The 16457-nt window shown below is 44.5% G+C and carries 8 protein-coding genes; 6 read left to right on the top strand and 2 right to left on the bottom strand.

Features of this window, described 5'->3' with window-relative positions; all coding sequences use genetic code 11:
- Nucleotides 1-11: 11 nt before the first annotated feature.
- From SVI_RS07075 to SVI_RS07050, 6 genes are all read left to right on the top strand, one after another.
- Nucleotides 12-1547: an MFS transporter gene (locus SVI_RS07075; RefSeq protein ID WP_041419765.1), complete on the top strand. Its 1536-nt coding sequence runs from the start codon at nt 12-14 to the stop codon at nt 1545-1547.
- Nucleotides 1548-1703: 156 nt separating this feature from the next.
- Nucleotides 1704-2702 carry a LacI family DNA-binding transcriptional regulator gene (locus tag SVI_RS07070; protein ID WP_013050800.1) on the top strand — a complete coding sequence of 333 codons (999 nt, stop codon included), beginning with the start codon at nt 1704-1706 and terminating at the stop codon, nt 2700-2702.
- 464 nt (nt 2703-3166) lie between these two features.
- Nucleotides 3167-6133, top strand: a complete 2967-nt coding sequence (locus SVI_RS07065) for a TonB-dependent receptor (protein WP_041420254.1) — start codon at nt 3167-3169, stop codon at nt 6131-6133.
- A gap of 151 nt (nt 6134-6284) precedes the next feature.
- Nucleotides 6285-7826: a tryptophan halogenase family protein gene (locus SVI_RS07060; RefSeq protein ID WP_013050798.1), complete on the top strand. Its 1542-nt coding sequence runs from the start codon at nt 6285-6287 to the stop codon at nt 7824-7826.
- 27 nt (nt 7827-7853) lie between these two features.
- Nucleotides 7854-9356, top strand: coding sequence for a tryptophan halogenase family protein (locus SVI_RS07055; protein WP_041420253.1), 1503 nt, complete (start codon nt 7854-7856; stop codon nt 9354-9356).
- 250 nt (nt 9357-9606) lie between these two features.
- Nucleotides 9607-11073, top strand: a complete 1467-nt coding sequence (locus SVI_RS07050; RefSeq protein WP_013050796.1) for a capsule assembly Wzi family protein — start codon at nt 9607-9609, stop codon at nt 11071-11073.
- A gap of 59 nt (nt 11074-11132) precedes the next feature.
- Here the strand turns inward: SVI_RS07050 and SVI_RS07045 are convergent, their stop codons facing one another.
- Both SVI_RS07045 and SVI_RS07040 read right to left on the bottom strand, forming a co-directional pair.
- Nucleotides 11133-12692, bottom strand: a complete 1560-nt coding sequence (locus SVI_RS07045) for a sigma-54-dependent transcriptional regulator (RefSeq protein ID WP_013050795.1) — start codon at nt 12690-12692, stop codon at nt 11133-11135.
- Nucleotides 12693-12826: 134 nt separating this feature from the next.
- The gene (locus tag SVI_RS07040) at nt 12827-16450 is read right to left on the bottom strand and encodes a PAS domain S-box protein (protein WP_041419764.1); all 3624 of its coding nucleotides are present in this window, start codon (nt 16448-16450) and stop codon (nt 12827-12829) included.
- Between the last annotated feature and the right edge of the window lie 7 nt (nt 16451-16457).

Here is a 16457-nt window from a genome sequence, read left to right as displayed (position 1 = left end):
TGGAGCCAGTAATGAGTAAACTCTTAATTAAAGAAAAATTGGGTTATGCCATGGGCGATGCTGCCGCCAACTTAGTTTGGCGAGGCGCCTTGGCTTATTTAGCCGTATTTTATACTGACACATTTGGTTTAACCGCAGCGGCTGCGGCCATGCTATTTTTAGTCGTGCGTTTATCCGATGGTGTCACCGACATAATTATGGGCATGGTTGCCGACCGTACATCTACCCGATGGGGCAAGTTCCGCCCCTGGATCTTATGGTCCACCCCTTTTCTGGCACTATTTATGGTCTTATGTTTCACGACCCCAGATTTGAATCCACAAAATAAATTGATCTATGCCTATGTCACTTATATAGGTTTAACCTTGGCTTATACCCTCAATAATGTCCCCTATTCCGCGTTAATGGGCGTAATGACAGCCAGCGACACCGAACGAACCAGTTTATCGGGGTTTCGTTTCGCCGGCGCATTCGGTGGTGGACTGTTAGTGATGGGCTTTCTACCTGATTTAGTCGCCTATTTTGGCGCTGGTGACGATGCTAAAGGTTACCAATACTCCATGTATCTGTTTGCTGGTCTATTGATCGTCTTAATGTTGATCACCTTTACCACCACCAAGGAGAGAGTGACCCCGGCGCTTGATACAAGCAATAATTTGGGCTCTGAGATTAAAGATCTGCTCAAGAACCTGCCATTTATCATCATGCCATTACTCGCGATGACCCTGTTTTTCTATTATAGGGATCTGCCTAGCGGAATATTTTTCGTGCTAGTAATGACTGGCATGTGGGCCTTAATCAAACGATTAATCAACAACACCTCGGATGATATCAGCCGAACCCAACGTGATATGATCGATCTGCTGACGAATAAGCCATGGTTAATCCTGTTAGGCATAGGTTTTTTAACTATGATGTTTAACGGTATTAAATACGGAGCTATCGCTTACTACTTTAAATATCAGATCGGTGATGAACTCATGGCCGGAAAATATTTTATCGCCCTGCTGCTGGTTTCAATCTTAGGCGCATTATCGACAGGCTATCTGTCTAAAAAATTAGGTAAACGTAATCTATTTATCACAGCATTATTACTCAGTGGCTCGTTAACGGCCGGATTTTACTGGGTACCTAAGGGCAATATAACCGCAATTTTCACTCTAGGTTGTGCCGCCGAATTCTTTGCAGCCATGATGCCAACCCTATTTTTTACCATGTTGGGAGACTCCGCCGACTATTCAGAATGGAAGAATGGTCGCCGTGCTACCGGACTCATCTACTCGGCGGGAACCTTCGTTCAAAAGACAGGAGGTGGATTTGCCGGAGCTCTGGTACTCGTGGTACTAGCCAGTTACGGATATAGCGGTATGGATAAAACCACCATAGAAGCATCTCTGCCCGCGATGCAACTACTCATGAGTTGGATCCCAGCCATATTTGCGTTTATCGGTGCGGCATTAATGGTGTTTTATCCCCTTAGCTGTAAACAAAATCAGGTTATAGGTGATGCACTCAATGACCGTAGACTGAACCAGTCCCTAGGGTAAAATGTAAATAAATAAACACAAGGCTAACTAACTTTTGAAGATTTGATAATTAATCCTCAATGATCGGGTATAAATATCTGCTAAAACTTTGGTAAATTAGCAAGGTAAAGAATAAGATAGCAACAAATAATCATGAAAGCACAACAAGGTAAAAATATGGCAACAATTTATGATGTCTCTGTGCTAGCTGGAGTGTCATTAGCCACTGTCTCCAGAGTAATGAATAAAAATACTAAGGTGAGCGAAAAAACCGAGAACAAGGTGCTCGATGCCATGAAGCAGCTCGATTACAGGCCGAACGCTATCGCACAATCTCTCGCCTCTAGTCGCTCTAATAGTATCGGAGTACTGGTTTCTGAACTCCACGGTCCCTTCTATGGTGCCATGATGAGTGGTATAGAAGCTGAGCTACGTACCGCAAAGAAACATGTCATCATTGCAGCTGGTCACAGCGATGAAGAGAGTGAAAAAGAGGGTATCGAATTTTTAATCGATCGCCGTTGTGATGCGCTCATATTACATGTAGAGGCGGTCTCAGATGAATATTTGATTGAGTTGAGTCAAGGCTCAACACCGATAGTACTCATTAACCGCTACATTGCAGAACTTAAAGACTCATGCATCTATTTAGATAACCAGTTAGGTGGCTACCTGGCAACCAAGGCCATGATTGAATCGGGCCACACGGCGCTGGCCTATATTTCAGGCCCCTTCTGGAAGGTCGATACCCAAGCTCGGTTAGCGGGTTACAAACAGGCATTAGCCGAATCAGGTTTAGAGTTTGATCCCTCTCTGGTTTATGAGGGAGATTACTTGGAAACAGGTGGCAGCCGAGGATTTCAAGCCTTGATGAAAGCAGAGCGATCATTTACCGCGCTTGTATGTGCTAACGATGAGATGGCCGCAGGAGCCATGGATGCCGCCAGACAGCTCAATGTAGAGATACCTTCCCAAGTCTCCATTGTGGGCTTCGATAATATAATTTTAGCCAATTATATCTATCCTAAACTCTCAACAATCAATTACCCGATAGCAGAGATGGGACATATGGCGGCTCGATGGGTTTTAAGAAATACCTATAAAAATAAATCGTTATCGATTAAAAATATGTTTAACCCTGCATTGATACTAAGAGATTCCATAAGCTCACTTTAATCGACTCCACAAGCGGTATTTTACATGCCGCGCTCCAATACTTACCAGCTCCTACAGCCTGACTTGCCTCCCCACCCGTGCTAACGTCCTTGACCCTTGTGAAAGACTCTTTTCTAGCATCAAGCTAGCTTGCTGAGCCAAATAGTTTACCTATAGCCAGTCATCTGTATCCCCACAAAACAACAATAAATCCAAGTCACATAATCTCAGCACCACCGAATCAAGGCAATAAAACAACAGACTCATAGATTAGGTATCCATATAAAACCACCACCTTGTTAAAATAAAGTAACACAAGTGTTGACTACTAACTTCGATTACCCTAGCCTTGTGTAAGCGCTTACAAATTTGAACTACGAACCACTCCTTCTTTTTTTAAGCCGTTTTGAAAGCGCTTACATTAACCTAATAAAACTAAATTAATAATCATAACTATGATTCAATAATTCCCGGGGAAGATGGATATGCAACATAAAAAATTTAAGAAAACAGCATTAGCTACTAGCCTATCACTTGCAATAAGTGCCACTGCACTCACGCCTGTATATGCAGCCGAAGAACAAGAAATTGAAGTCATCGCTGTAACAGGTATTCGTGGTAGTTTAGTCAAGTCTACTGACCTGAAAAGAAGTGCTAGCGGTGTTGTTGACGCCATTACCGCTGAAGATATTGGTAAGTTCCCAGATTCTAACTTAGCTGAATCTCTGCAACGCATCACAGGTGTGTCTATAGACCGCAATAACGGTGAAGGCAGTCAGGTCACGATTCGTGGTTTCGGCCCACAATACAACATGGTAACCCTAAACGGCCGTGCGATGCCTGGTGCCGGCGACGGTAGTAGCCGAGCATTTGACTTTGCAAACCTTGCATCTGAGAGTGTTAGCGCCGTTGAAGTATACAAAACAGGTAAGGCCAACATAGCGTCAGGTGGGATTGGCGGCACCATTAACATTATCACCAGAAAGCCATTAAGCGATCCGGGACTCAAAGTCAGTATAGGTGCTAAGGCATTATACGACACCACCAACCGTGTGGGTGATGATATAACACCCGAGCTGTCGGGTCTCCTCAGCTGGACTGATGATAGTGAGATGTTTGGTATCTCATTGACTGCCAGTCATCAGGTGCGTCACAACGCAGCAGTAGGAGCATTTGTTTCTGACTGGCGTACTTCAGCTTGGGATGGAACAGTACCTAATACCCCAACCACAGCTCAAGATGGCGATAAGATTGTACTCAACAATCCACCTGCAATGGGTCAGCTTCACGCCCTGCCCTCAGATATTCGCTACACAGTAGCTGATAGAGAACGCACCCGTGATAATGCGCAATTAACCCTGCAGTTTAGGCCTATTGATGCCTTTACTGCGACCTTAGATTACACTTACTCTCAGCTAGAAACCATAGAGCACAGGGCTGAGCAATCTATCTGGATGGATTCGTTTAAAACCGACTTCACTTTCGATAACGAGACAGTAAAAACGCCGATTATTCATAGTGAAGATAGACGTTGGCAGGACCCTAGAGATTTAGGCTTAGCACTGCAAGAAGGCAACACCCTTAATGAGAATAACTCTATCGGCTTGAATTTGAGCTATGACGTCTCCGATGACTTCAAGCTAAGCTTAGATGTCCATGACTCGAAAGCCAAGCGAAGCCCGAACGCTGCATATGGTAGCTGGATCAATGTGGGCCTTGGTGCCAACGTTGTTGCAGGTCAAACTGGTATTTTTAATGGTGGACTACCATTAATGCAGGTTGATTTTAATGACTCGACCCGCCCAGGCTTAAATACTAATGGTGTCCTGGATGCGGGAGATGTCGGTACATCTATGTTAGATAGAGATGAGTACTCACATGAGACCGATATCACCCAAATTCGTCTGGACGGTTCATACGAGTTTGATAATGGCGGCATCGATTTTGGTATCGAGTCACGTTCCATGTCGAGTCATACGGTCCAGAGAGATCTCATGACCGAGATGGGCGGTTGGGGTATTTCCAATCCTGGTGAGCTACCTGACGGTTACCTCTCTCCGATTGATTTTGCCAACGAATTTGATGACTACAGCACTGCAGGAGGCTGGACTCAGGGCTTTACCGGTAGCGCATCTGAAGTGGGCGCATGGGCAGCTGATAAATATGGCTTTGACTTTGGTAGCATAGATGCCATCTCCACCGATAGCTTGATTAAAGAAGATATCAATGCGGCTTATGTGCAGCTCGACCTGTCCGGTGACTTAGGTGATATGCCGTACAATGTCGTTATTGGTCTTCGTTATGAAAGAACCGACATCACTTCGACTTCTAATACGGCAATACCGACTGCCGTACATTGGGACAGTAACAACGACTTCTCAGTTCAACAAGGCGCTATCACAGACAGTAATCCCGTCTCAATTGATTCAAGTTACAGTCATTTATTACCTAACTTAGATTTTGATATCGAAGTCATTGACGATGTGGTTGCACGCTTTTCATATAGTAAAACAATTTCACGTCCATCATACAATGACTTAAGCGCGGCAGTTATAGGTCTAGGTGGACCTACGGCACCATCTATATTGGCAGGCTCTCTACCTGGTGGCGCGTCGAGTGGTAACCCTGCACTCGTTCCTTTCGAATCTGATAACTTTGATGTCTCAGCAGAATGGTATTTCGATGATGCAAGTTATGCCTCTATCGGATACTACGAGAAGCGTGTAAGCAACTTCATCGGTAATGAGCCTGAAGTCAAGAATCAGTACGGTTTAAGAGATCCCAGTAACGGCCCTCGAGCGGCTCAAGCTATTGCAGACTTAGAAGCATTAGGTGAGTCGGTAACCGATACCACACTGTTTTCTATGGTCGCGGCTAATGACTTAGGGGTCGCTTATGGCTCTCAGACTAACGAGTGGTTTGAAAACAACTACACGGCTATCGCCAACAATGATGATCCCTTGATGGATTTTGAAACCAGTGCACCAGTCAACAATCAAGAGGCCAAAATCAATGGTTTTGAGCTTGCTGTACAGCACTTCTTCGGCGATACAGGTTTTGGTGCTCAGGCGAACTACACTACTGTCAATGGCGATGTAGGTTATGATATTACGGCGGACCCAGGAGAAGCTCAATTTGCCCTGTTTGGCTTGAGTGATACGGCTAACTTGGTGTTAATGTATGAGAACTTTGGTTTTCAAACTCGTATAGCCTATAACTGGCGCGATGAGTTCTTGTCTGGCATTAATGGCCAAGATCCAGTATTTACAGAAGCACATCAACAGATTGACCTCACTATCTCTTATGAAGTATTTGAGAACTTCAACGTTTCACTCGATGGTATCAATATTACCGGTGAAGGCTTCCGTTCTCATGCCCGCAGTGGTGCTCAGCTATGGAACCTAGAGCAAGGTGGAGCACGTTACAGCTTAGGTGCTCGTTATACTTTCTAATTAATGTGTAAAAGAGCTTAAAAAGTGTCAACCGATGCCGCTGAGTCATTTGATTCGGCGGCATATTATCTCCCTGAGTTTGTCGAGTCTTTGTAAAAGCGTTTTCTTCGATAAAGCGTTTTTAGAAATACTCAAAAAGTAGGCTGAAATTATGATGCATGCCATAAAAGAAGTGACTATTGTTGGTGGTGGAGCAGCGGGCTGGTTAACTGCAGCAGTCATTGCCGCCGAGCATATTTCTCACCTTAGGGATTCTATTCATGTCACATTAATAGAATCCCCCGAAGTCAGCTCAATCGGCGTAGGTGAAGGTACTTGGCCTTCAATGCGATCGACTCTAGAAAAGATAGGCATCAGCGAATCTGAGTTTATGCTTTGTTGTGATGCCTCTTTTAAACAAGGATCCAAGTTTGTGGCTTGGAAAAACGGTCATCACACAGATAGCTATTACCATCCTTTCATGGCCCCCCAAGGCTATGGTCAAGCCAACTTGCATCACGCTTGGCAAGAATATCACCCCGATGACACATTTGCCCATATCACCTGTGTACAGGCGAGTATTTGCGATGCCGGACGAGCCCCGAAGCAGTTGGGAACGCCGCAATATGCCGCAGTAACAAATTACGGCTACCATCTGGATGCAGCTAAGTTTGCAAAACTATTGATGCAACACTGCACGGCAAAATTAGGTGTGAAGCATATTGTGGATCACATGACTGATATCATCTCCGCCGAGAATGGCGATATTGCCCAGATCTGTACCAGAAAATCTGGCAAAATCAGTGGTGACCTATTTATCGACTGTACTGGTATGTCGTCTTTATTGTTAGGCAAACATTTCAATATTCCCTTTATCGAAAAACGTCATATTCTGTTTAATGACACCGCCATGGCACTGCACGTCCCCTACGAAGATGACAATATACAGATTGCCTCGACAACACTATCTACGGCTCAAACTTGTGGCTGGATTTGGGATATAGGACTCCCCTCCAGACGAGGCGTTGGATATACCTACTCCAGTAGCCATACCTGTGACCAGCAGGTTCAAGACGATTTAATTACTTATATCGCTAAGTCCATAGGACAAAAACGAGCGGAGCAGTTGAGTCCAAGAAAAATCAGCTTTACCCCAGGTCATAGAGAAAAATTTTGGCATAGGAACTGTGTTGCGGTCGGAATGGCATCGGGCTTTATCGAACCATTAGAGGCCTCGGCACTGGCATTAATTGAATTGTCAGCCAGCATGATCAGTGAGCACTTGCCCGTAAACCGTGAGCAGATGGAGATCACAGCGAAGCGTTATAATGAACGCTTTCGATATCGCTGGTCACGAGTCATCGACTTTCTCAAACTCCACTATGTCATCAGCGAACGTCAAGATTCACAATATTGGCACGATAATCGAGATCAACAGACCATCACGGCATCTTTAAAAGAGCAGCTTGCACTGTGGAAATACCAGCCACCGAATCGTCATGATCTGATGCAAAATGAAGAGATTTTTCCATCTGCCAGCTACCAATACGTATTGTACGGCATGGGGTTTAACACACATATAAGCAAGGCGAAGATGTCCGACAAGGTAGAATTTGCCCGGCAGTGTTTCGGTGAAGTAAGCCAAAACAAAGCAAAATATATCGAAGGACTGCCCTCAAACCGTGACCTTATAAAAGCAATTAAACAGGGTTAACATATACAAGGAGCGATGATGAATAGCATGACTAACTCAAATAAAAAAGTGCAAAAAATCGTGATTGCCGGTGGCGGCTCAGCAGGCTGGATGACCGCGGCAGCGTTATCAAAACTACTGGGGAAAAATCTGGATATTTGTCTCATCGAGTCAGAAGAGATAGGCCGAATTGGAGTGGGTGAAGCCACCATTCCTCCCATCCGCGTATTTAACCAATTACTTGGTATCGATGAACAAGATTTTATGCGCAGTGTACAAGGCACATTTAAATTGGGCATAGAGTTTACCAACTGGGGTGCACTAGGTGATGACTATATACACTCTTTTGGCACAACAGGAAAAGAGTGCTGGGCAGCTGAGTTTCAACATTTTTGGCTTAAGGGAAAACAACAAGGATTAACCGCCGAGTTTGGTGATTACTGTGTCGAACTCCAAGCCGCTCGAGCAGGTAAATTCTTCAGTTCTAAAGACTCGTCTCTTAACTATGCTTACCATATAGATGCGGGGCTCTACGCCAAGTACTTACATGATTTATCGATTAAACATGGTGTACAACATATCGAAGGGATCATAGATGATGTCAGCATTGATGCCCAAAACGGTCACATTACCTCAGTCACACTCAAGGATGGCCAATTAATCAAAGGCGATCTCTTTATCGACTGCACCGGATTTAGTGCCAGATTGATTGAGGGAGCACTCAATACCGGATTTGAAAGCTATAGTCATCTGCTTCCCTGTGATGCAGCAGTCGCGGTACAGACAGAGAAATCCGCTGAGCCCAGACCTTACACACAATCCATGGCCAGAGACTCTGGCTGGCAATGGCGCATACCTCTGCAACATAGAGTGGGAAATGGTTTGGTCTATTGCAGCCGCTTCATATCCGATAAGGATGCCATAGCGAGTCTGATGAACAATCTGGAATCCCCAGCAATTACAGAGCCAAGAGTATTCAAATACAAAACTGGCAGACGCTTGAAAGGCTGGAACAAAAACTGTGTGGCCATTGGGCTTGCAAGCGGTTTTGTCGAGCCAGTAGAGTCAACGGCCCTACACATGATCATGTCTTCCATACTCAGATTGATGAAGCTGTTCCCACATGATGCAATAAGCCATGCCAATATCAACGAGTATAACAAACAGACCAAGGAGGAGATGGAGCGCATTCGGGATTTTATCATATTGCATTATAAAGCCACCAGCAGAGACGACACTGCTTTCTGGCGATACTGCCAAAATATGGAGATCCCCGCGACCTTATCTCACCGAATCGAGCTGTTTAAAGACACAGCCTGTGTCTGCCTGACTGAAACTGAGCTGTTTAGAATCGATTCCTGGACCCAGGTAATGCTAGGTCAAGGCATAATACCAAAGCACTATCATCAGATCGTCGATAATATGAGTGATACCGAGCTAAAACGATTTCTTGCGGGCCTTAAACAAATGGTTGATAAGCAGGTAACGCAGATGCCCTACCACCAGCAATTTATCGACCAATACAGTAAGTCAGTGCCAATAACAGAGTAAGCCCAAAACGCATTCCATGGCCCATGGCTTATTAAATCCAAATCAAAGTATGCCTGTTATGGGTGGCATACTTTAATTAATAAGATCTTACTCACAAGAGTAAAACAAGCTTAAATCACAAGTTACACTGAATATACAGATGTAAAAGCATTGCGATACAATCATTAAATTTTCCACTGATATTCTTCACTATACTGTCATGAAACACTTAAATCACTTAGAATCCCCGTCAATGACATAAGGGATCACCATGAAACTCAAAATATTATCTGGATTACTATTTCTTACATGTGCATCGGCACAAGCCGCCTGGTGGGTTGAACCCGATAATCTTGCCCTAAGAGCCGATATTCAATTGCTAGCCGATACCGGTATTATTCTGCAGCCTGTGACGACTTACCCCTTGATGTGGGCGGGATTGAAACAGGATATGGATAAGGCCGAAGTTAACAATTTATCGCCAATGCAAGCCAGTGCCTATGACCGTGTCATCGTCGCCTATAACAAAGATCATCAAACCTTTAATAGCGAAATTAAGCTAACCGCAGCCACAGATAATGCCCGTTTTTTAGGCTTCGGTAATGACTATCGAGATAAAGGTGAAACGACAATCAATGCCGAAGTCACCAAAGATTGGTTCAGCGGCCGAGTTTCTGCTAGTTATCATCACGATGCAATCGATGGTAACAGTGCTCGTTTAGATAATAGTTTCGTCGCCGTTATGTTAGGCAACTGGATAGTCAGCGCTGGCGCCCAGCAAAAGTACTGGGGACCGGGTTGGGATACGGGTCTTCTTCAAACAACCAATGCCAGACCTATGCCTGGGGTAACCTTCAGCCGCAATAACAGCCAAGCATTTGAAACACCTTGGCTAAACTGGATAGGCCCCTGGACCTTGACCACAGGCTTCAGCCAGATGGAGAGTGATCGTTATGTACCCGAAGCCAAACATTGGGGGGCTCGCGGTACACTCAGGCCAATTTCTAAACTGGAAGTCGGTTTTTCCTGGGCCATGCAGTGGGGCGGAGAAGGTTATGGTAACAGCCTAGGTGACTGGTGGGATGGCCTGTTTAACGGCGGTGAAAATGAAGCTGATCTTGAAAATGGTCAGGAAAATATGTTAGCTGGCTATGATTTTCGCTGGTCCGACACTGCCTTCGGTATCCCCTATGGCATCTACTACGAACGTACCCATGAAGATTATCATAACGGTAAACACAAGCTAATCAACGCCGCAAACATGGGTGGTATCGACTTTGTGTTAGCCGATATCAACACACGTATTTTTATCGAATATGCCGACACTAAGGTTTCTTGTGGCACCGACCCACAGATTTATAATTGTCTCTATGAGCATGGCTTCTATAAAGATGGTTACCGCTACTATGGCAAGAGTCTGGGCAGCACCTATGATAATGACTCTGAGACTCTGGTTATTGGCGGTATCACACAATTAGGCAGCGGCCAGAGTATCACCAATAAGTTACGTTGGTTAAGGCTCAACACTGACGGTAATGACACCCCTAATCCCGAAGGTGGCAACCCAGTATCGCCAGGTGAATATGAGCGCATGTATCAGTTCGATACCAGCTACCACAGACCCTTCTATGAAGGCACGCTAAAAGTCGGGGGCACCTTAGGCTATAGCGAATATGTCACCAGTGGTGGAAATGATTGGGACACGACTATTTACGCAGGCTGGGAAAGAAGCTTTTAAGTAATACCTTAAAGCGGCTAGACAATTTTTCTTACTGTCTAGCTGCTTAGTTTTAATGGTTAGGAACTCACTCCCTCTTTCTCTTTCTCCATCTCATCCCAACTCTGTCGCTTACGATAAATAGTCGAAGCACTGATATCTAACATAGCAGCCGCTTTGGGGACATTACCATTGCAGTGCTCAATGGCCGCTTCTATGGTTTGTTTCTCTGATAACCACAAGGGAATAATATCTTGGCTCTGAGTCAGTAATGTGTCTAACTCTTGGTTAGCTATACGCTCTCCCACATTGCTCTGACCATATTCATCACCAGAAAATGCATTAACATGAGTCGGCTTGGCAGACGATTCGTTTTGACGCCCAGATCCCTCTTGTCTACTAATATCTGCAGTTGGAATAAGGCTTATGGGTGTCACCGATTGAGTACTTGGCCTTTTAGATTCTAGCAATTGACGGGGTAACATATCGCAGTCAATTACATCCGATGAATTAAGTACAACCATCTGTCTGATAACATTTTGCAGTTGACGCACATTTCCCGGCCAATGATAAGCCTGTAATATTTTTTTCGCGTCACTAGTGAAACTTTTAAACAGCTTACCTTCCTCGGCGTTATATTCTTTTAAGAATTTTTGAGCCAGTAACATCACATCTTTTCCACGCACTCTTAACGCGGGCAGCTCAATGGGGATCACGTGTAATCGATAGAATAGATCTTCTCTAAATCTCCCCAATTTCACCTCATCCCAAGGGATCCGGTTAGTCGCACTGACAAAACGCACATCGACTTTCTCCTCCTTGGTACCACCAACTCTTTGAAAGATCCCCGTTTGAATAAAACGCAAAAACTTACTTTGGAGCTCAAGGTCCATCTCACATACTTCATCTAAAAAAAGTGTTCCTCCATGTGCACGGGTAGCTGCACCATCTCGGTTAGCTATGGCTCCGGTAAAAGCACCTTTGGTGTGACCAAAAATCTCACTCTCAATCAGATCTTTAGGAATTGAGGCACAGTTGAGTGCAATAAAAGGTTTATCACGGCGATTACCAGCATGATGAATAGCCTGAGCACAGACCTCTTTACCTGTGCCACTTTCTCCGATGATAAAAGCCGAAGCCTTGCTATTGGCGACACAATCTATGGTCTTATATACGGTCTGCATCGCAAGGGATTCACCGATAAATCCCATATAGTTGGCCTTAGGTAAACTGTTCTCATAATTGGCGACTAAATTCACAAGCTGCCTCTGTTTCAGTGCATTACGGACCGTGATAGAGAGACGCTTAGCATCGAATGGCTTAATAATAAAATCGAATGCACCAGACTTCATCGACTCGACCGCCAGATCTATGGTGCCATGTGCGGTGATCATGATAACCGTCGTATCAGGATATTGAGCTTGAACTTTTTGCAGTATATCCATGCCTGACATGTCGGGTAGTTTAATATCCAGCACCAGTAAATCAGGCTGCCAAGTCATCAATTCGGTTAACGCATCTTCCCCATGATTCACATGGGTGACTTTGGCACCTTCGGAGCGGAGATACTCGGTATACAGTGCCCCCAAAGACATGCTGTCTTCAACGAGTAAAACGGTAAATGAGTGCTTAATTTCCATATTTTCTTTACCTATTTATTTACCTAAAGTTTTACCCATGTTCCTATCGATAATCAGGACCCTAAGTAAGCAGCTATGCATCTAAATGAGACATCTAACATTAGACTTCAAAGATCGACTGTCTAGTTACCAAATTAAGCAGCGAAACGCTCCCTGAAGGCTTTTATGGTCTGCTCTCCAATCTCTTGCACTTCCAGCATGTAAGACTCAACCTCTTTTTGATCTTTATCCCGGGCACTTTTCTCCAGGCATTTAGCCACTTCATAAAGGGCTTGAGCGCCAAAACTACCAGAGCTACTTTTCAAGGTATGAGCCTGATCATCAATCTCGTTAAAGTTCATCGACAACTTTAATGATTCCAATGTTTTTAAACGATCATAGGTCTCTTGAAGATAAACATTAAACATGCCCTTCATAGACTCTTTTCCAAGGGCATCGACCAGATCAGACAGAACCAGTTCATCGAATAATCTGTCCCCTATGACCGCTTGTTTATCTATCTTTTGTGGATTATCAGTTTTCGCATTCATGATATCGTCTATCGTGGACTCTTTAATCAAGCTTAATTCCTGAACACCCACTTCACAAGATTTGTCAGTACTTATCTCTTTTAATACAGTCTCTTTTAATACAGTCTCTTTTAATACAGTCTCTTTTGACAGACTCTGTTTACTTTGCAGGTCAAGCTCTTCCAAGCAAGGCAGCCAATTATTGATAGCCTTCACTAGCTCAACCTGATTAACCGGTTTCGCCACAAAGTCTTTCATCCCGGCATTGAGGCAAGATTCAACATCCTCTTTCGACACATTGGCCGTCATGGCTAATATCACAGTATCGGGCTGAGCGAGTAATATTGCTCGGGTTGCCTCAACACCATCCATTTCAGGCATGCGCATATCCATCAATATCAAGCCATAGTCATGTTCGGCTGACATTTTAACCGCCTCTTTGCCGTTATGGGCGAATTCTACTTCGAATCCTGATTTAGCTAACATGGCCCCGGCTATGACGCGATTTGAAGGGCTGTCTTCGGCCAATAATAGACGCTTATTCCTCAGTGTCAGCTCAGGTAATAGAGTCTCGACCTCACTGATATCTAATTCATCTGGGCTAGCACCACTGAGTAGACCTAACAACATCTCACGACTCAAGGGCTTATTGATCACCTGCTCTAAGCCAATATCGGCCAAGACCACAGGCATTTCAGGACTCAAGCCCGACATCAGCGCGGCAATTAAGCCATCTTCAAAAAGGAAATCGCGCTTAAATTGATTCGATAAGTTTAAGCTGAGCTGAGATAAACTAGTGTCATCTATCAGTATAAGATTAAACCTGCCTTTCACATCTTCGATTTTAAAAATATCCGTCACCTGGCTTACATTGACGGTCTGCACCCCATATTGACTGTACTGTTTCCTAACCAAGTGAGAAAAGGTCTTATCGGGATGCACCAGTAAGACTCTGGCATGTGCTGGAATATGAGTAAGGCAAGTGCCTCTTTGCTCCTCTAGTTGTAAACGTACATTGAACCTGAAACAACTACCATGGCCCAGACGACTACTTAGCTCTATCTCCCCCCCCATCATGATGATTAACTCGGAACAAATGGCTAAGCCTAACCCGGTACCTTTATAGTTGGTATTATGTTGATCATGGACCTGACTAAACTCTTTAAACAGTTTCTTCTGCGCTGGCAGGCTGATGCCTATGCCTTCATCTGTGACTGCGCAGTGAAGTTGAACCTCTTGGTGATGGCTGTCCGGGATCCACATCTCTACAGAAACACAGCCACCGCTGGAGAATTTAATCGCATTATCCACAAGATTATGAAGTACCTGACGCAATCTCTGGGCATCCCCCTTGACCAGTTCTGGTACATTTCGATTAATAAATGTCGCTAAGTTGACGCCTTTTTCATTGGCTTTTGGCGCTAGAATTTGCATCACCTGAGCCACCATTTTGGCTGGGGAGAAACTCATGTTTTCCAATACCATCTGTCCCGCTTCTATCTTGGAAAAATCTAGAATATCGTTGATAGTGCTCAGTAGAGCTGTACCGGCTTCTTTGGCGGTATGCGCATAGATACGTTGATCTTTATTGAGTTTAGAGTCCAGCATTAGCTCTACTCCACCCAAGACGGCATTCAAGGGAGAACGGATTTCATGACTCATGGTGGCAAGGAATCTCGATTTAGCCTTACTGCCAAGTTCAGCCTGTTTCTTAGCCTGTTTTAACTCAGTCTCATACTGCATACGCTCTGAAACATCATGTAAAAAAGCGGTGAGTAAGATCTCATCGCCAAGTTGTACCGGGATCATCTTCATTTCAACCGGAAAGTTGGTCCCATCGGCCCTAATAGACATGAGTTCTACGCTCTTCTTTATGGCTGGACCACAACCGGTTTTCCTGAACGTTTCCAGCCCTTCCTTGAAGGCCTTCTTCTCGATATCGACAAATATCAGGTCCTCTAGAATCTCACCCAGAGCTTGCTCACGGCTATGGCCAAACAAATGACTCGCCGCTTCATTAAATTCTTGAATACGTCCGGTAATATCTATGGTAATCAGCGCATCTTGGCTTGCCTCGAGTGTCGCGAGCAGAATAGACTCGGTCCGTTTAGCCTCCGCCTCTTTACGTTTAATATCACTTAAGTCTTTCACTAAGCCCAGTAACATGATGTCGCCATCAATTAGCATCTTAGAGACTGACAGGTCGATAGGAAAAAGCTTACCATTCTTATGTTGTGCCACCAGCTCCCTGCCTCTTCCTTGTAGCACCCCTCTTTTTGAGTTAATAAAGCGCATCAGAAAATCATGCTGCATATGTCGCTCATGACTCGGCATAAAAATGGATACATTATGGCCAATCAAGTCATTGTTGTCATAACCAAAAAGTTGGCCCACGGCTGGGTTAACCTGCACTATGAGTCCTTGGGTATCTATGATGATAAACCCATCCACGGCGGCTTCTAAAATAGTACTGAGGCGAATGTTGGCACTTTCAAGCTCGTGAGTATTCATCTCAATTTTTTCAATCATACGATTGAATGCCCGGGTAGTTTGGCCTATTTCATCATCGGTATTCACAGGGATCTGAACCCCAGTTTCTCCCTTGAGTATTCTTTTAGATGCCCGTTTCAACTCACTCAAATTCTTGGTCAAGTAACTACCCAATAACCAAGAAAAAAGCGCCACTAACAACATCTCTAACCCAGCAATCGAGCTAAACCGTGTGGTAGCGCTGGCTAAGAATTGATCGAACTCATTAGTACTGATCCCCAGTTCGACACGACCGAACATAAAGCCTGACTCAATAATATCGGCCTGCACATCCAGCACACCATCCTCTATGCCGATAAAACTGGCCCCCGCCTTAGATAGCGCCTCTTTATGGGGGGATAATGAGTCTTGTTTATCTAGCACTCCCGATGCGAGCCCAGTTAACTTTTGAACACTGGCAGAGGTAAGCACTTGCTCACCCGCTCTCACGAGCAAGTCATTACGATCATAAATTTCCACATATAACACCTGAGTATTATCCAATAGCTCGTTGGATAACTCCTGCAAGGTGGAGACATCTGTGCTGATCACCGCATCTTTAGCCGCTGCAGCAAATAGCAGCACTATTGAACGTGCACGTTTTTCTATTTCTGCTTGATTGGAGCTCTTGAGATAATCGACACTGGTATAAACCAGTAGCATCAAAAGCACGCCTTCAATTAACGCTATGCCTAATACCGTTTTAAGTCTAAACGTCATTAGTAAC

The organism is Shewanella violacea DSS12, from assembly GCF_000091325.1.
In the GTDB taxonomy this organism is placed as follows: domain Bacteria; phylum Pseudomonadota; class Gammaproteobacteria; order Enterobacterales; family Shewanellaceae; genus Shewanella; species Shewanella violacea.
The sequence above is the reverse complement of the archived record's forward strand: the minus strand, read 5'-3'. Positions and strand labels throughout refer to the sequence as shown.

Bases quoted from the DNA above. Each gene is read 5' to 3' on its own strand.
- SVI_RS07075 (WP_041419765.1), top strand. From the start codon at position 12: ATGAGTAAACTCTTAATTAAAGAAAAATTGGGTTATGCCATGGGCGAT.
- SVI_RS07070 (WP_013050800.1), top strand. From the start codon at position 1,704: ATGGCAACAATTTATGATGTCTCTGTGCTAGCTGGAGTGTCATTAGCC.
- SVI_RS07065 (WP_041420254.1), top strand. From the start codon at position 3,167: ATGCAACATAAAAAATTTAAGAAAACAGCATTAGCTACTAGCCTATCA.
- SVI_RS07060 (WP_013050798.1), top strand. From the start codon at position 6,285: ATGATGCATGCCATAAAAGAAGTGACTATTGTTGGTGGTGGAGCAGCG.
- SVI_RS07055 (WP_041420253.1), top strand. From the start codon at position 7,854: ATGACTAACTCAAATAAAAAAGTGCAAAAAATCGTGATTGCCGGTGGC.
- SVI_RS07050 (WP_013050796.1), top strand. From the start codon at position 9,607: ATGAAACTCAAAATATTATCTGGATTACTATTTCTTACATGTGCATCG.
- SVI_RS07045 (WP_013050795.1), bottom strand. From the start codon at position 12,692: ATGGAAATTAAGCACTCATTTACCGTTTTACTCGTTGAAGACAGCATG.
- SVI_RS07040 (WP_041419764.1), bottom strand. From the start codon at position 16,450: ATGACGTTTAGACTTAAAACGGTATTAGGCATAGCGTTAATTGAAGGC.